Origin of the sequence: Pseudomonas sp. SWI44 (assembly GCF_002947915.1) — a bacterium.
Lineage (GTDB): Bacteria > Pseudomonadota > Gammaproteobacteria > Pseudomonadales > Pseudomonadaceae > Aquipseudomonas > Aquipseudomonas taiwanensis.
The window spans coordinates 5,768,391-5,791,516 of record NZ_CP026674.1; the positions used below are offsets into that span (position 1 = coordinate 5,768,391).

At 60.2% G+C, this 23,126-nt stretch carries 17 protein-coding genes and 6 pseudogenes; 15 read left to right on the plus strand and 8 right to left on the minus strand.

Translation table 11 applies throughout. From position 1 onward, the window contains the following. The first annotated feature begins 53 nt into the window (after positions 1-53). From C4Q26_RS27065 to C4Q26_RS27095, 8 genes and pseudogenes are all read left to right on the plus strand, one after another. On the plus strand, positions 54-4,733 hold the full coding sequence (locus tag C4Q26_RS27065; protein ID WP_158664928.1) for an RHS repeat-associated core domain-containing protein: 4,680 nt from the start codon (positions 54-56) through the stop codon (positions 4,731-4,733). Between the two features lie 9 nt (positions 4,734-4,742). Next, positions 4,743-5,150, plus strand: a complete 408-nt coding sequence (locus tag C4Q26_RS27070; RefSeq protein ID WP_023380392.1) for an Imm44 family immunity protein — start codon at positions 4,743-4,745, stop codon at positions 5,148-5,150. A gap of 58 nt (positions 5,151-5,208) precedes the next feature. After that, a pseudogene (locus C4Q26_RS27075) lies at positions 5,209-5,844 on the plus strand (IS30 family transposase); the annotation flags it as partial. A gap of 141 nt (positions 5,845-5,985) precedes the next feature. Further along, positions 5,986-6,562, plus strand: a pseudogene (locus C4Q26_RS28555) (RHS repeat-associated core domain-containing protein); the annotation flags it as partial. Positions 6,563-6,718: 156 nt separating this feature from the next. Further along, positions 6,719-7,000 (plus strand): annotated as a pseudogene (locus tag C4Q26_RS28560) (toxin glutamine deamidase domain-containing protein); the annotation flags it as partial. Beyond that, entirely contained in the window at positions 7,000-7,281 is a 282-nt protein-coding gene (locus C4Q26_RS27085; RefSeq protein ID WP_104881828.1) for a YrhB domain-containing protein, read from the plus strand. The pseudogene C4Q26_RS28560 and the gene C4Q26_RS27085, both read left to right, overlap by 1 nt. Before the next feature lie 93 nt (positions 7,282-7,374). Next, positions 7,375-7,614, plus strand: coding sequence for a hypothetical protein (locus tag C4Q26_RS27990; protein ID WP_158664929.1), 240 nt, complete (start codon positions 7,375-7,377; stop codon positions 7,612-7,614). Positions 7,615-7,629: 15 nt separating this feature from the next. Then, positions 7,630-7,878 (plus strand): hypothetical protein, encoded by a 249-nt coding sequence (locus C4Q26_RS27095; protein ID WP_104881831.1) that lies wholly within the window; start codon positions 7,630-7,632, stop codon positions 7,876-7,878. 71 nt (positions 7,879-7,949) lie between these two features. Here C4Q26_RS27095 and C4Q26_RS27100 read toward each other — a convergent pair whose 3' ends face one another. Then, positions 7,950-8,309, minus strand: coding sequence for a helix-turn-helix domain-containing protein (locus C4Q26_RS27100; protein WP_049818826.1), 360 nt, complete (start codon positions 8,307-8,309; stop codon positions 7,950-7,952). A gap of 129 nt (positions 8,310-8,438) precedes the next feature. Between C4Q26_RS27100 and C4Q26_RS27105 the strand changes: the two genes are divergently transcribed. From C4Q26_RS27105 to C4Q26_RS27120, 5 genes and pseudogenes are all read left to right on the plus strand, one after another. Beyond that, complete coding sequence (locus tag C4Q26_RS27105) at positions 8,439-8,612, plus strand: CHC2 zinc finger domain-containing protein (protein ID WP_023380396.1); 174 nt, start codon at positions 8,439-8,441, stop codon at positions 8,610-8,612. After that, positions 8,590-8,796, plus strand: a pseudogene (locus C4Q26_RS29005) (RHS repeat-associated core domain-containing protein); the annotation flags it as partial. The gene C4Q26_RS27105 and the pseudogene C4Q26_RS29005, both read left to right, overlap by 23 nt. A gap of 204 nt (positions 8,797-9,000) precedes the next feature. Further along, positions 9,001-9,087 (plus strand): annotated as a pseudogene (locus C4Q26_RS29010) (polymorphic toxin type 37 domain-containing protein); the annotation flags it as partial. Positions 9,088-9,125: 38 nt separating this feature from the next. Then, on the plus strand, positions 9,126-9,458 hold the full coding sequence (locus C4Q26_RS27995) for a hypothetical protein (protein ID WP_158664930.1): 333 nt from the start codon (positions 9,126-9,128) through the stop codon (positions 9,456-9,458). 459 nt (positions 9,459-9,917) lie between these two features. Continuing rightward, positions 9,918-10,256: pseudogene (locus C4Q26_RS27120) on the plus strand (IS5 family transposase); the annotation flags it as partial. A 239-nt stretch (positions 10,257-10,495) separates the two neighbouring features. On the opposite strand, the gene C4Q26_RS27125 reads toward C4Q26_RS27120, so the two are convergent. The 5 genes from C4Q26_RS27125 to C4Q26_RS27145 all read right to left on the minus strand — a co-directional run bounded on the left by C4Q26_RS27125 (position 10,496) and on the right by C4Q26_RS27145 (position 16,658). Continuing rightward, entirely contained in the window at positions 10,496-11,272 is a 777-nt protein-coding gene (locus tag C4Q26_RS27125; RefSeq protein WP_023380387.1) for an AraC family transcriptional regulator, read from the minus strand. Positions 11,273-11,289: 17 nt separating this feature from the next. Continuing rightward, positions 11,290-13,512 carry a TonB-dependent siderophore receptor gene (locus C4Q26_RS27130; RefSeq protein WP_104883991.1) on the minus strand — a complete coding sequence of 741 codons (2,223 nt, stop codon included), beginning with the start codon at positions 13,510-13,512 and terminating at the stop codon, positions 11,290-11,292. A gap of 183 nt (positions 13,513-13,695) precedes the next feature. Further along, positions 13,696-15,114, minus strand: coding sequence for a short-chain fatty acid transporter (locus C4Q26_RS27135; RefSeq protein ID WP_023380385.1), 1,419 nt, complete (start codon positions 15,112-15,114; stop codon positions 13,696-13,698). Between the two features lie 153 nt (positions 15,115-15,267). Continuing rightward, the gene (locus C4Q26_RS27140) at positions 15,268-15,924 is read right to left on the minus strand and encodes a CoA transferase subunit B (protein ID WP_023380384.1); all 657 of its coding nucleotides are present in this window, start codon (positions 15,922-15,924) and stop codon (positions 15,268-15,270) included. A gap of 35 nt (positions 15,925-15,959) precedes the next feature. After that, positions 15,960-16,658 carry a CoA transferase subunit A gene (locus C4Q26_RS27145; RefSeq protein WP_023380382.1) on the minus strand — a complete coding sequence of 233 codons (699 nt, stop codon included), beginning with the start codon at positions 16,656-16,658 and terminating at the stop codon, positions 15,960-15,962. Between the two features lie 141 nt (positions 16,659-16,799). On the opposite strand from C4Q26_RS27145, the gene C4Q26_RS27150 reads away from it, so the two are divergent. Beyond that, the gene (locus C4Q26_RS27150; protein WP_104883992.1) at positions 16,800-17,705 is read left to right on the plus strand and encodes a LysR family transcriptional regulator; all 906 of its coding nucleotides are present in this window, start codon (positions 16,800-16,802) and stop codon (positions 17,703-17,705) included. Further along, a complete protein-coding gene (locus tag C4Q26_RS27155) occupies positions 17,693-18,514 on the plus strand; it encodes an aldo/keto reductase (RefSeq protein WP_104883993.1) in 822 nt (273 codons plus the stop codon). Before C4Q26_RS27150 ends, C4Q26_RS27155 begins: the two co-directional genes overlap by 13 nt. Positions 18,515-18,628: 114 nt before the next feature. On the opposite strand, the gene C4Q26_RS27160 is transcribed toward C4Q26_RS27155, so the two are convergent. Both C4Q26_RS27160 and C4Q26_RS27165 read right to left on the minus strand, forming a co-directional pair. Beyond that, on the minus strand, positions 18,629-21,709 hold the full coding sequence (locus tag C4Q26_RS27160) for an error-prone DNA polymerase (RefSeq protein WP_104883994.1): 3,081 nt from the start codon (positions 21,707-21,709) through the stop codon (positions 18,629-18,631). Further along, on the minus strand, positions 21,706-23,124 hold the full coding sequence (locus C4Q26_RS27165) for a DNA polymerase Y family protein (protein ID WP_023380378.1): 1,419 nt from the start codon (positions 23,122-23,124) through the stop codon (positions 21,706-21,708). Before C4Q26_RS27165 ends, C4Q26_RS27160 begins: the two co-directional genes overlap by 4 nt. Between the last annotated feature and the right edge of the window lie 2 nt (positions 23,125-23,126).

Below are 23,126 nucleotides of genomic sequence, written 5' to 3' on the forward strand. Positions count from 1 at the left end.
TTTGGCCTTCTCGGATTTCCCGGGGTAATCCCCCGGCTAGGAAGGCCTGCCAAATGCCCCAAGGTTCCCCCGGATCCGCGCTGTCCGAGCGCGAGGTCCAGATCGCCATCGCCCCGCTGGAAACCCTGCTGCGCGAAGACCTCGGTGCCGCTGCCGCCGCCGTCGACCAGTGGCTGCAGGACATCAGCTGCGGCCTGCTCGACCTGCAATCGGTGCGCTACCACCTCGAAGCCTCGGTGCCGGTTGTGGCCAACGCCTTCGCCCTAGTGGATGCGCTGCTCGACATCGCCGAGCTGGTACGAAATCCCAGCAACGATCCGCTGCAATGGGTCAGCCTGGGCATCAACCTGATTGGCGTGGTGCCGGTTCCGCTCGGCCTGGCACGGGCGCGCATGGTGCTGCGGCCGGTGCTGCACCTGACCCGGCAGAAGCTGCGGCGCAACCCCCGGGCCAACTTGGGCGCGGTGTTCCTGGAAATCCTCGAAGGCCACCTGCACGCCAACCTTCGCGGTGAGCTGGAGCACTACGTCGACGGCGCCCTCGAGCAATTGCCTGCCATGCTCGAAGCCGCCGGCCAGACCGCCAGCCAACTGTTCGGTGGGCTGGCCGGGCTGCTCAAGGACGCCGCTAGCGGCAACCTCGACGCCGAGGTCAATCATGCCCGGGCCCGCCAGCAACTGGCCCAGGTGGCGCTGTACGACTCCCTGTTCGAAGTCGACGCCTGGACCCTGGCCGCCGCGGCCCTCGCCAATGCTGGAGAAGGCCTGCTCAAGAGCGCCTACAACGGCGTTGCGCGACAGTTCGACGAAGCCTTGCCGAAACTGTTGCAGCCCCTGATCGATACCCTTGAGCGCCTGGCCGCCCGTGTTCCGCGCTTCCTCGACACGCTGGGCCAGGCCAAGCGCGAACAGAGCATCGCCTGGTTGCTGCAACGCCTGCTGCAGACCGTGCGCGCCCACCCGCCCCAGCGAGGGATGGCAGCGGCGGTCAAGGCCGACACCACCCGGCAGGCCCGTCACGTGCTCAGCGAGGGGCACAACGAGTCGCTGTCCCGGCAGGCCCCGGTGCGCCAGGCGCCCAATCCCCGCAAGAACGGCCCATGCCCGTGCACGGCGCACAGCATTGGCTATGCACTGGGTAACGAGCTGCTGTCGCACACCGACTTCAGCCTGTCCGGCCCGTTCCCGGTCACGTGGACTCGCACCTACAACTCGCGCCTCGACAAGCTGGACAACGGCATCCTCGGCGCCCGCTGGATCACCGAGTTCACCACCTGCATCGACGTGGTCGACAAAGGCCTGCTGTTCCACGACATGGACGGACGCAGCCATGCCTTCGCGCTGCCGAAAAAGGGCAAGCCGCAGTATGACGCAGTCGAGTACTTCACCTGGGTGCGCACCGGTGAACAGCAACTGGTGCTGCTGCGCGGCCTGAGCCGCCGGGAAACCTATGCCCGTCACGGTGACCGCTTCTACCTGACCCATATCCAGCTGCGCAGTGGCGCGGGGGCGATGCTGCATTACGAGCATCGTCACCACGACCAGCCGGTGCTGTCGGACATCAACACCTATTTCGACAACGACCCAAACAAGGTCCACCTGCAACTGGGCACCCTGCTCGACGATCACGGCCACATTCAAGGCTTGTGGCAGGTGGTCGACGGCAAGCCGCTGCGTCAGCTGTGCGGGTATCACTACGATGGCCAGGGCGACCTGATCGGCGCCCAGGATGAAAACGGCGCCGCCTGGCACTACCGCTACCGCCATCACCTGATCACCCGTTACACCGATCGTACGGGTCGCGGGATGAACCTGCAGTGGGATGGCTCTGGCGCCAAGGCCAAGGTCATTCGCGAGTGGGCCGACGATGGCAGCTTCGAAACCCGACTGGCATGGGACACGCGCATCCGCCTGACCTACGTCACCGACGCCCAGGGTCAGGAAACCTGGCATTACTACGATGCCCAAGGCTACACCTACCGGATCAAGCACCCGGACGGCAACTCCGAATGGCTGTTCCGCGACGCACGCAAGAACGTCATCCGCCACGTCCATGCCGACGGCAGCCAGGACCGTTACGCCTACGATGAGCGCAGCAATCTGCTGCAGCACATCCGCCCCGATCACAGCGTCGAGCACTATGCCTACGACGACCACGACCAACTGATCAAGATTCGCGATGCCGAAGGCGGGCTGTGGCTGCGCGATTACGACGCGCGCGGCAACCTGGTCGAGACCACCGATCCGCTGGGCAACAAGACCGAGTTTGCCTATACCCCGGCGGGCTTGGTCAAGGCGATCAAGGACGCCAACGGCAACGAAAAGACACTCGCCTACAACGACGCAGGGCAATTGCTGGCGTACACCGACTGCTCAGGCAAGACCAGTGTTTGGGCCTACAACGCCTTCGGCCAGTTGATCGAGTTCGCCGATGCACTAGGCAACAAAACCGCCTATGAGTACAAGACCGGTCAGTTGGCCAAGGTCTCCCACCCTGACAACACCGAAGAGCGTTTCGACTACGACGCCGAAGGTCGCTTGCTGGCTCACTCCGATGGCCTTGATCGTTGCACCTCCTGGTCCTACACCGCCGCCGGTCTGCTGGCTGAGCGCATCGACGCCAACGAACACACCCTGCGCTACCGCTGGGACAAGCTCGGACGCCTGATCGGCCTGGAGAACGAAAACGAAAGCAAGGCGACGTTCTTCTACGATCCAGTAGGTCGTTTGCTCCAGGAAACTGGATTCGATGGTCTGGTGACCCGCTACCAATACGACCCGTATTCCGGTCGCCTGGCCTCCACCCAGGTCGGCCAACGCCGCCTCGACCTGCGCTTCGACCGCATGAACCGGCTGGTCGAACGCACCGCACGCCTGGGCGATCAGAGCCAGACCGAAACCTTCGCCTACGACGGCAACGGCAAGCTGATCCAGGCCATCAACGCCGTCAGCAAACTGCAGTGGTTCCATGACGCAGCCGGCAACCTGACCCGCGAGCACCAGCACTACCTGATGACGGGTTCGCCGATGGTTGCGGTCTGGCAGCACACCTACGACGCCCTCAACCAGCGCATCTCGACCCTCCGCCCGGACGGCCACAAAGTCAGCTGGCTCACCTACGGCAGCGGCCACCTGCTGGGCATGACCCTCGACCACCACGAAATGCTCGCCTACGAGCGCGACGACCTGCACCGCGAAGGGGTTCGGCACCAGGGCAACCAGCTGATGCAGACCCAAGCCTGGGACCCGGTCGGGCGTTTGCAGGAGCAGTGGCTCGGCAGCCACGACAGCCAATCCACGCTGCTCAAGCGCCAGTACCGCTACGACGCCGCCGGCCAGCTCACCAACATCCACGACACCCGACGCGGCCCGCTGGAGTACCAGTACGACCCCGTCGGCCGCTTGCTCAAAGCCACCAGCCGCCTGGGCATCGAAACCTTCGCCTTCGACCCCGCCGGCAACCTGTTGGACCAGAAGACCCAGGAGCTGAACCGCCCGCTGGAAGCCGACCCACGTCGCAACAAGCTGATGGACAACCTGCTGCGTGAATATGCCGGCACCCACTACAAGTACGACGAACGCGGCAACCTGGTGCACCGCTTACAAAACGGCGCGCACGCCCACTTCACCTGGGACCTGTTCGACCGGTTGGCCAGCTACAGCGACGACAAGCTCAAGGTCGACTTCGCCTACGACGCCCTGGGTCGACGTCTGTACAAGAACGCGGTCGCACATTACTGGGATAGGCCGGAAGCGGGTACCGGCTGGAACCAGATGCAGCGGGCCAAGCGCCAACGTGAACTGGGTTGCGGATTCACCCTGTTCGGCTGGGACGGCGACACCCTGGCCTGGGAAAGCTCACCGCCAAGGGACGATGGCGATACCGGGCGTACCGTGCATTATCTGTATGAACCGGGCAGTTTCGTGCCGGTGGCCCAGGCCCTGCGCAAGCGCCCGATCGTGCTGCACAGGCAGCCGGATTGGCGTCAACGGGAGTACGACTTCGATCAGGATCCGTTGTGGCAGACGACGATGCCACCGCAGGCGTTCGATGCGATTGCCTGGTACCACTGTGACCACCTCGGCACGCCGATGGAGCTGACCGATCCGCACGGCAACGTTGCCTGGGCGGGGCAGTACAAGGCGTGGGGAGAGGTGCGGGAGGAGCGTTCGGAGTGGGCCAAGCAGCATGGCCTGAGTAACCCGATTCGCTTCCAAGGGCAGTATCACGATCACGAGACGGGGCTGCACTACAACCGCTATCGGTACTATGACCTAAGAGCTGGAAGGTTCCTGAATCAGGACCCGATCAGTTACATCGGTGGGTTCAATCTGTTTGTCTACGCACCGAACCCTGTTGAATGGATTGACCCGTTAGGGCTATGGAAAGGCCAGCCGCGGCAGGCGAATGGGCAGTTTGGTGCGGGAAAAGATCCTTCGAAACCGTGTCCGTGTAAGACGGAGGGTACCCATGGAAATAGTCATAACACTACCAAGCCAGCAATTGGATATACGCTTAGGGATCGCGATACGGGTGAAATAATGAAATATGGAGAAACCACCATGGGTACGCGGCGTTATCCAGAAAAGTATATGCGGCAAAATAATCTTGAAATGTTCAGGGAAGCATCCGGTAGTAAGAGGGAGATGCACTCTTGGCAACATGAGAAAATTCTTGAGCACAAGGCTAAAAATGGTGGGGATAGACCCCCGCTAAATAGAAGTGATTACTAGGAGGTTTTGATGGATTTCTGGATGTCAAGTGAGAAGGATGTGCAAGTAGGTGACTCAGAGAGAGCTGCTCGCAAAGCGGTAGAGCCTATCATCTCTGAGTTGCTTAAAGGTGTAGACCTATCATGTGGTGCGAAACAGTGGAGTTTTATATCTATTGTTATGCCGGATGATATAGTCGAGGACTATCCGGAGGTTAAGCGCTACCATAAATCAAATAATGTTGTTGAGTTGCGTGTGCAGTTACCATTTCGTGAGTTTAAGGAGTCTGAAGGCCTTCAGCAGGCTAATCTGATGTTTGACGCTTTGGCTCGCTCTGTCGAAATGATGGGCGGAATAAAAAGTTTAAAGCTGACGGTGGACGATGCTCGTGTGCTTATGGACGCCATTGACAAGGCTCGGGCGAAGCTGAATGCATAAACATAGGGCGACGGCAAAAACTGAGTGCAACACCTGACCAACCCGGTACAGTGTGCCTATGTCCTATCAAGAACTCAGCATCGAAGAGCGCATCACGATTCAATTTGGCCAACTCCAAGGCATGAGCCAGAGGGCTATTGCCAGGCTGCTTGATCGCAGCCCCTCGACCATTAGCCGAGCGCTTCGTCGCAACGCCCCTGAGGCGGGCCGGTACTCGGCGAGTCAGGCTCATCAGCACATGCGACACCGGCGCCTGGCTTGCCGCCCCAAGCGTAAGCTGCTGCCCGGAAGCCAACCGTTTGACCTGGTGGTTTATCTGCTGCGTAAATGCTTTTCTCCCCAGCAAATTGCCGGCAAGCTTAACGCCATGGAATTTCCGAATATTGAAGATGCATACGTCTGTCGCGAGACGATCTACAGCGCCATTTATGCGCTGCCGGTGGGCGAGCTTCGCAAGGAGTTGATCATCTGTCTGCGACAGGGCAAAACCAACCGCCGCCCACGTTCTGGCGGGGTGGATCGCCGTGGTCAAATACCCGACTTGGTCAGCATTCACGTTCGCCCGCCCGAGGTGGAAGATCGCCAAATGCCATGCCATTGGGAGGGCGACCTTATCAAAGGCAAAGCCAATGCTTCTGCGGTGGGTACGCTGGTCGAACGCAGCACAGGTTACTTGATGCTTGTGAAAATGAGCGGAGGCTGCCCACGAATCTCGCACCTTTTAAGGCCACGTTTACTCATCCCGCCTGATGTAGTCCGCATCCTACGAGTCGTGTCGAACTGCGTCTGACATATCTGGGAAGCACTTTTCCGTACTGTTCGCACCGCGACTTTTGGCGGCCGGCTGCATAAGTATACGGTAGCGCACTACTGGGACCGGCCGGAAGCGGGACGATGGCAATACCGGGCGTACTGTGCATTACCTGTATGAACCGGGCAGCTTCGTGCCGGTGGCCCAGGCCCTGCGCAAGCGCCCGATCGTGCTGCACAGGCAGCCGGATTGGCGTCAGCGCGAGTACGACTTCGATCAGGATCCGTTGTGGCAAACGACGATGCCGCCGCAGGCGTTCGATGCGATTGCCTGGTACCACTGCGACCACCTCGGCACGCCGATGGAGCTGACCGATCAGCACGGCAACGTTGCCTGGGCGGGGCAGTACAAGGCGTGGGGAGAGGTGCGGGAGGAGCGTTCGGAGTGGGCCAAGCAGCATGGGTTGGGTAACCCGATTCGCTTCCAAGGGCAGTATCACGATCACGAGACGGGGCTGCATTACAATCGACATCGGTATTATGATACTCGGGGTGCTCGATTCATTTGTAAAGACCCCATTAGCTATGCCGGGGGGCTAAATCAATATGCATATACTCCAAACCCTATAAGTCGGATTGATCAACTAGGATTAGCAAAAGAAAGTTGCTGCGACCCAAAAGCGACAGATGTGGCCGATCAAACTGCCGGATCAATAAAGAATGTTAATCCGGGTTATCCAGAGGCAGGTCGAGCTCATAACTGTGTCAATTGCTCTATTGCTACTGATGCGACACTGGCGGAAAATCCTGCATCTGCATTGCCAATCAACCATACGAAAGGTGTTCCATTGAGTATACTGGAAAAGCAATTCAGCTCTAAATTTGGCCCTGTAATAGCGTCTGAGAATATTGCGCAACAAATGGCAAGCTCCGGCAATGGTGCTCGGGGTATCGTGTTTGGTTCTTATGGGCCGGGTCAGCCAGGGCATGTGTTCAATGTGATTAATCAGAACAGTGTTGTTAGATTCCTTGATGGGCAGACCGGGAAGCCAGCAAACCTTAGTAATTTCAAAACACTGCAGCTATTGAGGACAAATTGATGGTCACTTATGCGTATGCCTTGGAGTTGGCGAAGGAATATCTAAAGGACTCCGAAGTTCCTTTGCAAATTACATATGAGGGAGAATTTTCCGAGGGATGGTATTTCTGCTACCAATCAAAAGAATTTTTGGAAACAGGTGAGTTGTCAACTCAGCTCGCAGGGAATGCCCCGTTTTTAATTGATAGGCAGTCTGGTGAGCTTCATGTTCTTGGAACAGCAAAGCCCATAGATAGCTATTTGAATGACTATATAAAAGAGAAGTCCTTGAAATCGAAGTGATTTAATGGTGCAAAAGACGCAGGCGAAATTGCTGGTTCCGCAAAAAACTTCTCAATTGCTGATCGCGTATTTGGCCAGCTCAACGATCCTCGAATGGGTCAGCTTGCAGGAAAGCTTGATGCCGATGCTTTGCGGAAACTTGCCAATAACCCCAGCGCTACTCGGTTTATGGACGCAAGGACAGGGCATATCAATGTAATTAAAGAAATTGAAGGGAAGGTGATTCGAATTGCTGCGCCAAGAGACGAGATGAAAATTATTTTCGCTGGACCAATTAGACATAATCAAGTTAAAAACTTATTAGGCAAAGGCGTTTTTATACCGTTACCTTGAGTTCGCGGAGGGCTTATGGCGTCAACTCATATTGAGGAAATTCAAAAAATCTTGTCTGAGCAAGGCAATAAAGATGCCTTGCCAAATCAAGCAAATGGGGAGGGCTATTTTCTAGAGATTAGATTTGACAGCCCTACTCGTAAGGCATCCGGAATGGTTGATAATGAGCTCAAGGACAGGGTAATAACCCTAGATTGTCCGTACGGTACGGTCATTATTTTGTGCGATGGCAAGGGGCAGCTGAAATCAATTGAGTTCAGTTGACTGTACAGTGGTAGCACTCTCCCAGCACCGGCCTTGCGCCGGTGTTGTTTTATCTGCGTTAGTTTTTCTTCTTAGCTGCCCGCTTGGTTGTTGCTGCTTGTCCCCATAATTCGCGACGCCTGGTATTTGAGAATCATCCCATCAAGTAGTGCCTTGATAACTGACTTCTCGGCTTCGGGCATATGACTAATGGCCTCGAAACGCAGGCGCAAGTCGTCGGATGGCCCGCGTTCCCCTTCTGCAAACACCAAATCATCCAGACTGACGTGCAGAGCCTGAGCAAGCCGGATCAGGGCTTCTAAGGTTGGTTGAGCCGTCCCTGTCTCATAACGCCGAATCTGATTAACGTGCACTGACGCGGTGTCAGCCAGAGTTTGCTGGGTGAGATCGGCGGCTTTGCGCAACTGAATCAGGCGTGTGGGGAAATGCATGGGTAGGAACCAGATCGTTTCGGACTCCATAACTGTGTGCCCTGTCTCTGATAAGGTTTGACTTTGACACAGTGTAAGGTATCAAAATAAAACCTCAAACAAGCGCTGACGTATTTTGGAGAAACCCCGATGGCCCGCATCCCCGAAGCCGAACTGGAACGCCTTAAGCGTGAGGTGTCGCTGGTTCGGCTGATCCAGTCGCAGGGCCATGAGCTGAAAAAGCGTGGCAAGGATTGGGTGCACTGCGTGTTCCATGACGAAAGCACTCCCAGCCTGTCGGGCCAAGCAGCATGGCCTGAGTAACCCGATTCGCTTCCAGGGGCAGTACCACGATCATGAGACTCGGCTGCATTACAATCGACATAGATACTATGCTCCTAAAGCAGGGCGATTTATTAACAAAAACCCAATAAGCTACAGAGGCGGAATTAACTTATTTGCGTATACGGCCAATCCGGTCCTCTGGGTTGACCCATTAGGGTTAGCAAACAATAAGTATAAAGTTCGCCGCCCGCCTGAGGATGCCCATGATCCCCATGGTTCTAAATCCCCGGGAAAGCCTGGAAAGGCAGAAGGCTTTTGTGAATGCAAGTTTGGAGAGACTTGGGCAAAACTTGATGATGGGCGTGGATAAGGATGGCTCGACAAATATGATAACGTTTGGGTTCCTACAGGTCCTGAGGGTCCTGGATCAAAGGCTCATGGTGGGCCACACTGGGATGTACAAAAACCTAAAGGCGAATACGAGAATGTCTATCCAGGTGGGAGACGAAGATAAATGAACATATTAATAAAGCTCCCAAGTTTTTTTCCAACTTGGATGAAGTTCGCTTTTTTGAAGGTATCACCTCTAATCCCGCCATAGTCGATATCCGCGGAACCGGTAAAGGGCTGAGTATAAAAATAGACAGGCGAAAACTCTCAAAAGAGAATGCGCGAGAACTTATTTCAATACTTTTCAGGTACGGCGTTAACTTGACGCCGCTTGCGGCGATCGCCAATGGGAATCGCCATGCCTGGATAAAAGATAGTGATTATTACTGGCACGAATCCATGTTTGCAAATAAACACTCCAGTGATTTCATAGACAAGCATAAGGGGAAAACTGGAAGCGTGATGCCCATGAAGAACATGAAATGTAAGGGGTAATCAATTGATTAGGGCCGCGGACGAGTTTAAATGCATATTCGATTCCGCCCAAGGCGAAGAGCGCGATCGTGTAAAAGAGGAGGCAGACGATGCTGTTTGGCTAGAGGTGGTAGAGAAATATCCAGATCTAGGGTCTGTATGAAAAGTCTTGAGACGAAGGTCAGGCAAGGCGAAAACAGCCGAGGAAGCGGAGTTTACGGGTTGTAAATGAGCACTCCGAGGCTGTTTTCAACACAGCATCACCGAGTTTCAAGGCTTTTCGTACAGAGCCTAGAGGTTGAAGTATTGAACAACCATACTATTTCCAGTGTAGTGTTGTAAGCGCTCCATAAACCCCACCCAACCAAAGATGGGCAGCGCACCTAGGCTCTGTCTGAAATCCCAAGAAACTGAAATGTGGCCCCCGGAACAGCCGGGGTTCTGTACAGTCGCCGGCCATCTGCGGAAAGGAATTCTGTGATGGCAAAGCGTTATGAACTCTCGGATGAGGCGTGGGCAGTGGTCGCCGATCTCTTTACGGCAGCCCACGTCAGGGGCAGGCCCCGCAGCAGTGATCGCTTGATGCTCGATGGTGTGCTCTGGGTGCTGTGCTCAGGAGCAGCCTGGCGAGATATGCCCGAGCGCTTCGGGTCTTGGGCGACGGTCTATCACCGCTTCCGGGTCTGGAGAAACCGCGGAACATTCGATCAGATGCTCAGACGATTGCACCTCAGACTCAATGACAAAGGCTTGATCGATCCCCACACCTGGATGATCGATTCGACCGCTGTTCGAGCAACCCGTGCTTCATCTGGAGCGCCGCGGTATATGGCTACAACGATGCACCAGCTGTCAGCCATCAGGGCAGAAATCCTGCTGGGACGACAAAGGGGGACACCGGACTATCGCGCAAATAGGGCGCAAGATTTCGATGCGATTGCCTGGTACCACTGTCATCACCTCGGCAGGCCGGCTGCATTAAAATCGGTACCGACACCATGATCCGACAACGTGTCGTTTAACCAGTCAAGACCCTATCAGCCTGCTCACAACCCACTTCAAGCATCACGATAATGCCCAGGCGTCGCCGCCAGATGTTGCTTGAACACCCGTTGCAGATGCGCCTGGTCCGCAAACCCAGCCTCCACTGCCACCTCGGCGATCGCCCTGCCCTGGCGTAATTGCGCCCGGGCATGCTGAACCCGCTGATCAACCAGGTATCCATGGGGCGTAAGGCCGAAGCGTTGTCGGAATGCGCGGATCAGATAGGCCCGCGACAGCCCGGCAGCGGCACAGATATCTTCAAGGCTCAGTGGGTCGGTGCGGTGCGCACGAATGAAGGCAGCGGCCGTCTCTAGACGCGGATGGCCTGACGCGCTGACGCGCGTAGGTGCCCCAAGATAACCTGGCAGGTCTGTAAAAAACGTCGCCAGCAGCGCCTCACGCTGGGGCTCAGCGTCGTCGAACAAGCTGGCAAACACCTGCAACAGCCGGCCGTACAGCCTCGGCGACGTGCTACAGGTGTGCCCAGGCAGTTCGAACCCCAGCGTCTGCAACCACGGCAGGTCGACGAACAGCATCAGGTAAGACCATGCCTCCCCTTCGATCGGGTTGCAGGTGTGCACCACGCCAGGGTTCATCAGCACCGTGGTACCGGCGCTGACTTCGACCTGAGTGTCACCGGTCAGGTAACGGCTACGCCCGCCAGTGATCACACCGATGGAAAAGCTCTCATGGGAATGGGCGGCGTAACACACCTTGCGCCCATCCCCTACCCGCCGGGCTTCGACGAAAGGCAAGGTTGGATCCCGCCAAAACCGCGACACCTCGATCATCGAGCACTCCTCACGCGTTACAGTTTCCAGTCAAGACTAACCATCATCGTCCTCGGTTCGCCATGATAAACCCCGTTATAGAACCCAAGGTTGTTGTAGTAGTGCTCATCGAACAGGTTTTTCACGTTCAATGACGCTGACACATGCTCATCGAACTGATAGCGCGCCATCAGCCCCACCACCGAGAAGGCCTTCTGGCTAATGGTGTCCTTGACCGTGATGATCGTGCCGTCCGCCTCTCGCCCCACCGGACGATTGGCCGCCTTGAAGTTGTCACTCTGCCAGTCCAGGTTGCCGCCCACGGTCAAGACCGGGGTTAGCTTGTAGGTGGTGGAGAAACGCACTAGGTTCAGCGGCTGCTCGGTATTCTTGCGCTGCTTGTCGCCCGTTGCGGCATGGGTGTAGCTGTAGCCCAGGCTCATTTGCCAGTCGGGCATCACCTCACCGGCAATCTCGGCTTCGAAGCCTTCGACCACCACGCCCTTGCCACCGGATTTGTAATAGATTTCACCGTCCGGCCCCGGCGGCACCGAGTCGTCCTGTTCGGCGACGTTGTCCTGCTTGCTGCGGAACACCGCCGTGCTCAGGTTGAGGCGATCGTCGTACAGGCTGCCCTTGAGGCCCACTTCGTAGACCTTGCCGACGATAGGTTCGAGGTACTGCTTGTTGACGTCACGCACCGTCTGCGGGTTGAAAATGTCGGTGTAGCTGACATACGCCGTGTACTGCTCGGTGAGGTCGTAGAGCACGCCGGCATAGGGTGTCCACTGGTCGTTCTGGGTCTGCTTGCTCTGGGTTTCAGCGGCATTGAGCGCATCGTCATAGGTCCAGTCGCGGCTTTTGGTCTGCCAGCTGCCGTAACGGCTGCCCAGCACCACATGCAGGCGGTCGGTGGGGTTCAGGCGCGTGGCAATGTAACCGGCTTTCTGGCGGATGTAGCTGCGCGAAGCATCCAGGCCCGTGTCGATGTCGTAGAACTTGGGTATCGACCCCATGTACTTCCAGTCGGGAATGCTGGTGTAGCCATCAGGCACTGAGAGCGCAATCAGATAGGGCGAGCTGTTGCGCCGCTCGGACTCGCCATAGCCAACCATGAAGTCATGGCTGCGCCCGAACAGCTGGTACGGGCCGGCCAGGTTGAAGTCGATCGCGTCCATCTTTTCCTGGCCAGACATGTGCCTGGACCAGGCCTTCATGCCGCTGCGGTCGGCCTCGGGGAAGCCATTGCCGCCGTAGTACACCTTGCCGTCGCTGTCGGTCTGGCGATGGGTGTAGGCCGCCTTGAGCAGCCAATCGTTACCCAGGCGTTGGTCGAGGGTGGCGAACAAGGCCTGGTCTTTCAGTGGCCAGGACGACCAGGGCGCAGCCAGGTTGGTCGAACGGGGCAGATCGGCCTTGCCGCCATCGGCGCTCCAGTAAGGTACCGTGCCCCAGGACGCGCCTTGTACATGCTTGTTCTGGTAATCGTAGCCTACCGCCAGCACGGTACTGTCGGTCAGGTCTGCCTCGACGATGCCATAGGCCACCTCGCGCTGGGTGGCGTACTTGTCCATGAATGACTGGCTGTCCCGGTAGGCCAGCACCGTGCGACCGCGCAGGCGCCCTTCCCAACCCAGCGGGCCGCCGACATCCAGGTGGCTGTAGTAGTTGTCATAGCTGCCTGCACTGACACCGCTGTTGACCGCCAGCTCATGGGTCGGACGCTTGCGCACCATGGCGATGGTGCCAGACGGGTCGCCCGCGCCGGTGGTCAAGCCAGTGGCGCCGCGCACGACCTCGATATGGTCATAGATGATGGTGTCCGAATCCGACTTGAGCCCGGAGAAGGTGTTGAGCATCCCGTCGATCTGGAAGTTGTTGATGGCATATCCACGGGAGTAGTAAGTCGGCCGCTCCGAGTCGTTGCGCTGCACGGTGACGCCCGTGACGTGCGCCATGGCCTCGGACAGTGTGTCGAGCTGGAAGTCATCGAGTTGCTGACGGGTGATCACCGAGACCGATTGCGGAGTTTCCTTGATCGACAGGTTCAGCCGCGTGGCTGCGCTCATGCTGCCCGTGGTGTAAGACCCGCTGTTTTCGGTGGTGCTGCCCAGGCTTTGAGCAAGAATTTGCGTGGAGCCGAGTTCCAGCACCCCTTCCTGCGGCCTTGGTTCGTTGTCTTCTGCCAGTGTCGCAGTGCTGAGGAAGGTGGTGCAAAGACCCAGGGTCAGGGTCATGGAACGGCTGATGGGCGCGAACATCGCTGCCTTACTCCTTGTACGTCCGATGAAAATCCATGGCTGCCGTTTGGCAGCATTCACATGAAAACGAATCTCGGATAAGAATCGTTATCGATATGTCATCGAAACGTAAAGATCGCGCTGTCCGTACTGGCCTCATCGCCGGCTTGCCAGCGATGAGGCTTTCAGCAACAGCCCGTCACTTCAAGGCATCACCGGCGGCAGGTACTGCAACGTAGTCCCCAATGCCCACAGCAGCACCAGCACCAACGGTACATGCACCAGCAACTGCACGAACGAGAAGCCGATCAGGTCACGTGCCTTGAGCCCCAGCACGCCCAGTAGCGGCAGCATGTAGAACGGGTTGATCAGGTTCGGCAGCGCTTCGGCGGCGTTGTAGATCTGTACCGCCCAACCCAAGTGGTACTGCAAGTCATTGGCCACCATCATCACGTACGGCGCCTCGATGATCCACTTGCCGCCGCCTGAAGGGATGAAGAAGCCCAGCACCGCCGAATACACGCCCATCAGCAACGCATAGGTGTCATGGGTAGCGATCTGGGTGAAGAACAGCGAAATATGATGAGCCAAGGTCTGCTCATCGACCCCCTTGACCTGGGTGAGGATCGCGGCGATCGAGCCGTACAGCGGGAATTGGATGAGGACCCCGGTGGTGGTCGGCACGGCGCGGGCCACAGCGTCGAGGAAGCTGCGCGGGCGCCAGTGCAACAAGGCGCCGAGCATGATGAACAACAGGTTGTAGGTGTTCAGCCCGGAAATCGCGGTGATCGCCGGCTTGGTGGCAAACTCCTGGTACAGCCAGCCACCGGCCAGCGCCACCAGCAGCAGGATCAGGATCGGGCTGTATTCCAGCCACTCACCGGGGCGGGTGCGCTGAGGCGCGGGCGGCGCGGTGAAGCTTGGGTCGACGCCACAATCCTCGGCGCTGCGCGCACTGTTCGGGCCGGGTGCAGTGGCATAGGCGATCACCAACGAAACGATCACCAGCGCGGCCAGCATCACCCCGGACTGCCAGAGGAAGATGGTCTCAGTGAACGGAATCACACCGGTAATCGACAGGATCGACGGCGGCAGGCTGGCAGGGTTGGCCTGCAACTGCGCGGCCGAAGACGACAGGCCCAGTGCCCAGACGGCGCCGAGGCCCAGGTAGGCGGCTGCGCCAGCGGCGCGGTAGTCCATCTTCAGCTCGGTACGGCGGGCCAGGGCGCGAACGAGCAGACCGCCGAACACCAACGACAGGCCCCAGTTGAGCAGCGAGGCCAACATCGAAATCAGCGCGACCCAGCACACAGCCGAGCGGCCGTTCTTGGGCAGGCGTGCCAGGCGGTCGATCAACCGCGCAGCCGGCGGCGAGCTGGCGACCACGTAGCCGCCGATGACCACGAAGGCCATTTGCATGGTGAATGGGATCAGGCTCCAGAAGCCATCGCCAAAGGCCTTGGCGGTGTCGGTCGGTTTGGCGCCCATGACCAGGGCGCCCAGGCACACCAGCATCACCGCCAGGGCAGCGAATACCCAGGAGTCGGGGAACCAGCGTTCGGCCCAGTTGGAGCAGCGCAAGGCAAAGCGGGCGGAGCGGCTGTCTTGAATTTCAGCGGCCACGGTAAACTTCCTTTTATTGGTTTTATTGGTTGCAACGGCAAATCTGCCGGAAACGCAAAAACCCTGTGAGAGCGGGTTCACTCGCGAATGCAGCAGTCAGTTGGCCAATGCATTCGCGGGCAGATCCGCTCCCACAGGGGATGGGGAATGACCTTAGAAGGTCATTTCCTTCACATCATCGGGCACGATCAGCTTGCCGGCGGTCTTCTCGATGATTTCCTCGACGCTCACCCCTGGCGCCGTCTCGCGCAGGATGAACGCACCGTTTTCAATTTCCAGATAGGCCAGGTCGGTGAGCACCTTGCGGATACAGCCCGCACCGGTCAGCGGCAAGCTGCAGCGCGGGAGCAGCTTGGACTCGCCGTCCTTGGAGGCGTGGGTCATGGTGACGATGATGTTCTCGGCTCCGGCCACTAGGTCCATGGCGCCGCCCATGCCTTTGACCAACTTGCCGGGAATCATCCACGAGGCGATGTTGCCCTCCACGTCCACCTCGAAAGCGCCCAGCACGGTGAGGTCGACATGGCCGCCACGAATCATGGCGAACGACTGGGCCGAGTCGAAGATCGAGGCACCACGACGGGCGGTGACGGTCTGCTTGCCAGCATTGATCATGTCGGCGTCGATGGTGCCTTCGGTCGGAAACTCGCCCATGCCCAGCAGGCCGTTTTCCGACTGCAGCATAACGTCCATATCGGCGGGTACGTAGTTGGCGACCAGCGTCGGAATGCCGATGCCAAGGTTGACGTAGTAACCGTCCTTCAGTTCACGGGCGACGCGTTGCGCCATCTGTTCGCGGGTCAATGCCATGGTCAGGATCTCTTTGTTGTTCTTCAGGACGGCGCTCAGGCCTTGACGGTGCGTTTTTCGATACGTTTCTCGAAAGTGCCGACGATCACGCGGTCGACATAGATGCCCGGAGTGTGGATTTCACTGGGCAGCAAGACGCCAGGCTCGACGATCTCTTCGACTTCCACCACGGTGATCCTGCCGGCAGTGGCGGCCAACGGGTTGAAGTTCTGTGCGGTGTTGCGGTACACCACGTTGCCGTAGTGGTCGGCCTTCCAGCCCTTGACGATGGCGAAGTCACCAGTGATGGACTCTTCGAGGATGAACTTGCGGCCGTTGAACTCGCGTACTTCCTTGCCGTCGGCAACTGGAGTGCCATAACCGGTGGCGGTATAGAACGCCGGGATGCCCGCACCGCCCGCACGCATTTTTTCCGCCAGGGTGCCTTGCGGGGTCAGTTCGACCTCCAGTTCACCGCTCAGAAGCTGGCGTTCGAACTCGGCGTTCTCACCGACGTAGGAGGCGATCATCTTGCGGATCTGCCGGTCTTCGAGCAGCACACCCAGGCCGAAGCCATCGACGCCGCAGTTGTTGGACACCACGGTCAGGCCTTTGACACCACGGCGCTTGATTTCGGCAATGAGGTTTTCGGGGATACCGCACAAGCCAAAGCCACCGGCCAGTACCGTCATGTTGTCGTTCAGGCCTTCGAGGGCCTGTTCATAGGTTGCTACGCGCTTGTCCAGTCCGGCCATGCTGATCCGCCTTTTGTAGTTGTTGAACCGACGAGGCTGTCGGTGAGCGTGTGGAGGCATCTTCACTGCTGGCGACTGATTTGTTAATTTTGTTTTAATCATCAATTGATAATAAATTCAAAACAAAGGCCAAGCCCTGTCATGAACGTCAAGCAACTGCGTGCCTTCGTCACCGTGGCCAAATACCAGAGCTTCGCCCAGGCCGGCGAACACCTGCATGTGTCGCAACCGGCGCTGAGCCTGACCATCAAGGCGCTGGAGGACAACCTCGGCGGCGCCCTGCTCACCCGCACCACCCGCAGCGTCAGCCTGACGGCCGAAGGTGAAGTGCTGCTGCCCATGGCCCGACGCCTGCTGGCCGACTGGGACGACACCGAGGAGATGCTGCGCCAGCGCTTCACCCTGCAGCTGGGGCGAGTGTCGGTGGCCGCCATACCCGCCTTCGCCGGCAATCTGCTACCACACTCGCTCAAGGTCTTTCGCCAGCGGTACCCCAAGGTCAACGTCACAGTGCATGATGTGATCAACGAGCAAGTGCTGGAGCTGGTGCGTCATCGTCGCGTAGAACTGGGCATCGGCTTCGAACCGGACAACAACGAAGGCCTGGACTTCCACCCTCTCTACCTGGACCGTTTCGTCGCCGTGGTGCCGGCCGATTCGCCACTGGCAGCGCAGCAACAGGCCACCTGGAACCAACTGCTGGCCGAGGACTTCATCGCCTTGCAACGCCCTTCTGCGGTTCGCCTGTTGCTCGAACACAATGTGGCGGCGCAGCACGGCAAGCTGGCGGTGGCGTTCGAGAGCCATCAGCTGTCGACCATCGGCCGAATGGTGGCTAGCGGGCTGGGCGTGAGCGCAGTGCCTGCGCTGTGCATCAACCAGATGCAGGAGCTCGGCGCACGTTGCGTGGCGCTGGTCGACCCGATCGTCGAACGACGTATCGGCGTGATCGCCTTGAGTGACCACAAACTGTCCACCGCAGCGCAGGCGCTGCTCGAGGTACTGCTTTCCCACACTCAGCCCCCGGAGGTGACATGCGTTACGTGAAACTGGCAGGCTCCAGCGTTCCGGCCATTGGCCAGGGCACCTGGTACATGGGCGAAAACCCACATCGCAAGGCCGCGGAGGTAGCGGCCCTCCAGCAAGGTATCGAACTGGGATTGACCCTGATCGACACCGCGGAAATGTATGCCGAGGGCGGCGCCGAGGAAGTGGTCGGCCAGGCTATCGCCGGGCGCCGTGACCAAGTGTTTCTGGTGAGCAAGGTCTACCCGCACAACGCCAGTCAGCGCGGCGTGCCGGCCGCGTGCGAGCGCAGCCTCAAGCGCCTGGGCACCGACTGCATCGACCTGTATCTACTGCACTGGCGCGGGCAGTACCCGCTGGAGGAAACCGTCGAGGCGTTCGAGCGGCTGCGCGAGCAAGGCAAGATCCGTCGTTGGGGGGTATCCAACTTCGATGTCGTCGACCTGCGCGAACTCGACGATGCCAACTGCGCGACCAACCAGGTGCTGTACAACCCGACGCAACGCGGGATCGAGTTCGACTTGTTGCCCTGGAGCCAGAAGCGCGGCTTGCCGACCATGGCCTACTGCCCACTGGCCCAGGCGGGACAGCTGTTGCAGCACTCGGTGCTCAGCGAGATCGCCGAGCGGCACGGCGCAACCCCGGCCCAGGTAAGCCTGGCATGGGTGACGCGCAACGATGGGGTCGTTGCCATCCCCAAAGCAGTCACACCGGAGCATGTGCGCTTGAATGCTGCGGCCGGGGTGCTGAGTTTGAACAGCGAGGACCTGCGGGCGATCGACCGGGCATTTCCGGCGCCGACACGCAAGCAGCCCCTGGCGATGGTCTGAACGGCCGTTGACAGCCCTTTTCACGGGTAGAACCGCTCCTACGGCTTTTGCATTGCCCTCGAGAATCCAGGGAGACCTGCAGGCGCAGGCTTACCCGCGAAAAGGTCGCTGCAATCAGTGGAAGTCCCGGCTCCGTACATCCAGCCCTTGCAGCAACGGGGTGATATCTTCCAGGCGCCGGGCGATCAGATGCCGCACCCCATTCTCCTGCTCAAGCCGCCCACTCACCTTGAGCAACTGCGACCCTACCAATGCCCGCCGCTGCCGTTCGGCCAGGTCGCGCCAGACCACCACATTGACCATGCCGGCCTCGTCCTCAAGGGTCACGAAGGTCACGCCACTGGCCGTCTGCGGCCGTTGCCGCCCCACCACCAGCCCTGCCACGGCGATGTTGTCACCATGCTCGACGCCCGGCAGTTCGCTTGAGCTGCGGCAGCCCAGCGCCCGCAAGCGGGGTCGCAACAAGCTCAGTGGATGGGGGCCGAGGGTAGTGCCCAAGCTCTGGTAATCGGCGAACAGATCCTCCCCGACCGTGGGTGCAGGCAGCACCACCTCGGCTTCAGGGGCCGCATGCACATCCGCGAACAACGGCAACTGCGCCTGCACCGCCGCCACCTGCCAGCGCGCCTGATGGCGGTTGCGGGCCAAGGCCCGTAGCGCACCGGCATCGGCCAGGCGGGCGCGGGCCTGACTGTTGAGGCCGGCGCGCAGGCACAGGTCCTCGACATCGCGCCAGGGCCGCCCTGCCCTCGCCTGCACCAACCGACGGGCATCGCTTTCGGCAAAGCCACGAATCTGCCGCAACCCGAGTCGAATGGCCAAGGCGTCATTGGCCATAGGCTCAAGGGTGCAATCCCAGTCACTGTGGTACACATCCACCGGTCTGACCTCGATCCCCTGGCGCCGCGCATCCTGCAACAGTTGGTCAGGGCTGTAGAAACCCATGGGCCAGCTGTTGACCAGCGCACAGGTGAAAATCGCCGGTTCATGGCACTTGAGCCAGCTGCTGGCATAGCACAGCAAGGCGAAACTGGCGGCGTGGGACTCGGGGAAGCCATAGCTGCCGAAACCTTTGATCTGCTCGAAGATACGCTCGGCAAACGCCAGGTCATAGCCGTTGCGCAGCATGCCTTGCACCAGCCGTTCGCGGTGTGGCTCCAGCCCACCATGACGCTTCCAGGCGGCCATGCTGCGACGCAGTTGGTCGGCCTCGCCGGGGCTGTAGTCGGCGGCGACCATGGCCAGCTCCATGACCTGCTCCTGGAACAGCGGCACCCCCAGGGTGCGCTCGAACACTTCTTCAAGCGCCGGCGATGGATAAGTGACTGGCTCCTGCTTCAGACGCCGACGCAGATAGGGGTGCACCATGTCGCCCTGAATCGGCCCCGGACGCACGATGGCGACCTCGATCACCAGGTCGTAGAACTTGCAGGGTTTGAGCCTGGGCAACATGGCCATCTGTGCCCGTGATTCGATCTGGAACACCCCCATGGTCTCGGCGCGCCCGATCATCTCGTAGGTGGCGGCATCCTCGGCGGGGATGGTCGCCAGAGTCAGGTGCCGCCCACGATGGCGCTGCAGCAGGTCGAAACAGCGGCGCAAGGCGCTGAGCATGCCCAGAGCCAGCACATCCACCTTGAGCAGGCCGAGCATGTCCAGGTCGTCCTTGTCCCACTGGATGACCGTGCGTTCGGGCATCGCGGCGTTTTCCACGGGCACCAGTTGGTCGAGCGGCTGCTGGGAGATGACGAAGCCCCCCGGATGCTGCGACAGGTGCCGTGGAAAGCCGATCAGCTCGCCTGCCAGCACCAGGATGCGTCGCAGCGAAGGGCTGGCAGCGTCGAAACCGGCCTCTGCAAGGCGCTGGGCATCGGGGATGCGGTCGCTCCAACGGCCACAGCACTTGGCCAGGGCATCCACCTGGTCGGCCGGCAGCCCCAGCACGCGCGCCACGTCCCGTACCGCACCCGCGGCATGATAGGTGCTGACTACCGCGGTGAGCGCCGCCCGGTGCCGGCCATAACGGCGGAAAATGTACTGGATCACCTCCTCCCGGCGGTCGTGCTCGAAATCCACGTCGATATCCGGCGGCTCGTTGCGCTCACGGGACAGGAACCGCTCGAACAGCAGGCGATGCACCACGGGGTCGAGTTCGGTGATACCCAGCACGAAGCACACCACCGAGTTGGCCGCAGAGCCCCGCCCCTGGCAGAGGATGCCCTGGCTACGGGCGAAGGCGACGATGTCGTGTACGGTCAGGAAGTAGCTTTCATAGCCCAACTCGGCGATCAGCGCCAACTCCCGGGCCAGCACCGTGCGTACTTTGTCGCTTGGCCCTTGCGGCCAGCGCATGGGCAGGCCGCGCTCGCACAGTTCGCGCAGCCAGCTTGCCGGGGAGTGCCCTTCGGGCACCAATTCCCGTGGGTATTGATACTTCACTTCGCTCAGCTCGAAGCGGCAGCGTTCGGCGATGACAAGGGTCTCGGCGAGCAGGTCGTCGGGGTACAGTTCGCTCAACTGCGCCAAGCTGCGCAGATGCCGCTCGCCATTGGCGAACAGGTGACGACCGGCCTCGGCCACGTTGCAATGCTCGCGGATGGCGACCATGCAATCTTGCAGGGCACGACGGCGGCGGTTATGCATGTGCACATCGCCACAAGCCACGGCGCGAACACCCAAGCCTGCCGCCAAGGCCCGCAGGCGGACCAAACGAGCCTGGTCATCGCTGCCCCGGTGCAGGTGCACCGCCAGCCACAGGCGCTCGCCGAACAGCGCTTGCAACCATTGGCCGGAAGCCGTGTCGCCCAGGTCATCGGGCACCCACAACGCCAGCAGCCCCTGATGATGGTGTTGCAGGTCTTCGCCCAACAGTTGGTAAGCCCCCTTCCGCGCCCGCCGCCGCGCCCGGGTTATCAACGCACAGAGGTTCTGGTAACCCGTGAGGTTCTCCACCAGCAACACCAGTTTCGGCCCGTCCTGCAGACGCACCTCGCTGCCGACGATCAGCCGCAGCGGGTGGGCCTTGGCCGCCTGCCAGGCACGCACGATGCCCGCCAAGGTGCACTCGTCGGTAATCGCCAGCGCCTCATAGCCCTGCTCAAGGGCGCGCCGGAACAGCTCGTCGGCGCTCGAGGCGCCGCGCTGGAAGCTGAAGTTCGATAGGCAGTGCAGCTCGGCATAGCCGGGGGTGCTCATGCGAACCAGCCTTGCAGCCACAGCGGACCGGGCTGGGCCAGGTCGCGGTAGGCCCAGCCGCGCAAGCCTTCACGGGTTTCGATGCGATAGTAGTCACGGCGTACGTCGCCACCGTCCCACCAGCCCGATTCGATGCGCTCGGCATGCCCCAGCAGGCGGTGGCCTGCCTCGTCCAGCGCCTGGGGGGTCGGAAGCAGCCAGCCCGGGCGGCTGCCAGGCGCCACCGGCAGGCTGCCCTGCGCGCCCTGCTCTGCCCGCTGCCAGGCGCATTCGGGACGATGGTCGGCCTCGGCGCGCAGTCCCTTCACGGCCTCGTCGCCCAGGCGTGCGCGCAGGCGTTCGCGCAGCTGCTCCCAGGGTTGGGCCTGTTGCGCACGGGAGTCGAACAAGGCCTGGTGCTGGGGCACGAATGGCGGCAGGTCATCGGCAACCAGACGCAGATTGCGCACCGGCGCGGGAATGCGCAATGGTTCAAGCCGTCCGCGAGACAGCTCGAACAACATGCCGGCGTCGCGCTCGGCGGCCAGCAGGCCGACCTTGAGCACAGTGTCCGGCCCTTCGGCATGCTCCAGGTGCAGACTGAAGCGCTGTACGCCGCAATCACGGCCAGCAAGGAAGGCGGCCAGGTCGCCGAGCATGCGCCGCAACGGAAACAGCAGGGCCTGGTGCGATTCGACGTCGAAGTTGAGTTCAAGCCGCGTCTCGAAGCGGTCAGGCGGCTGGTAGAAGTCCAGCGCCAGTTTGCGCAGGCCCAGCAGTTGATCCAGATGCAACTGCACTTGGGCAGCAAAACGCTTGGCCAGGGCATCACGGGGCAATGCCAGGACCTGCCCGAGCTGACGCAGGCCCATGCGGGCAAAGGCCTCGGCGGCGTCACGGGGCAAGCCGACCCGCTCGATGGGCAGGCGTGCCAGCGCTGCGCGGGTATCTTCAGCACAGGCCACGGCCAGGCCGTCGTGGGCGTTGGCGAGCATGCGGGCCGCCACCGGGTTGCTGGCCAACACGATGCGCTGGCGCAGCCCCAGTTCACCCAGCTCCTGACGCAAGCGGGCCTCGAACGCAGGCCAGGGGCCGAACAACTGCAGGCTGGAGCCCACCTCCAACAGCAAGGCGCGGGGATAATGCAGGCTCACCTGGGCGCTGAAACGGTAGGCCCAGGCGGCCAGCAGCTGTTGCAGTTGCTCGATGTGCGCCGCATCGACCTCAACGCAGGTAAAGCCATCGGCCAGGGCCCGTGCCGCGGTCAGGGTCTGCCCGGCGCGCAGGCCCAGCGCCGCTGCAGCCGGGTTGACCGCCTGCAACACACGGCGCTGGGTCGGGCCACCGATCAACACCAACGGCGTATCGGCATCGTCCCGCTCGCGCAGGACCGAATCCAGCGCCAGCTGTGGCAGAAGAATGCAGGCCCAGAGCATGG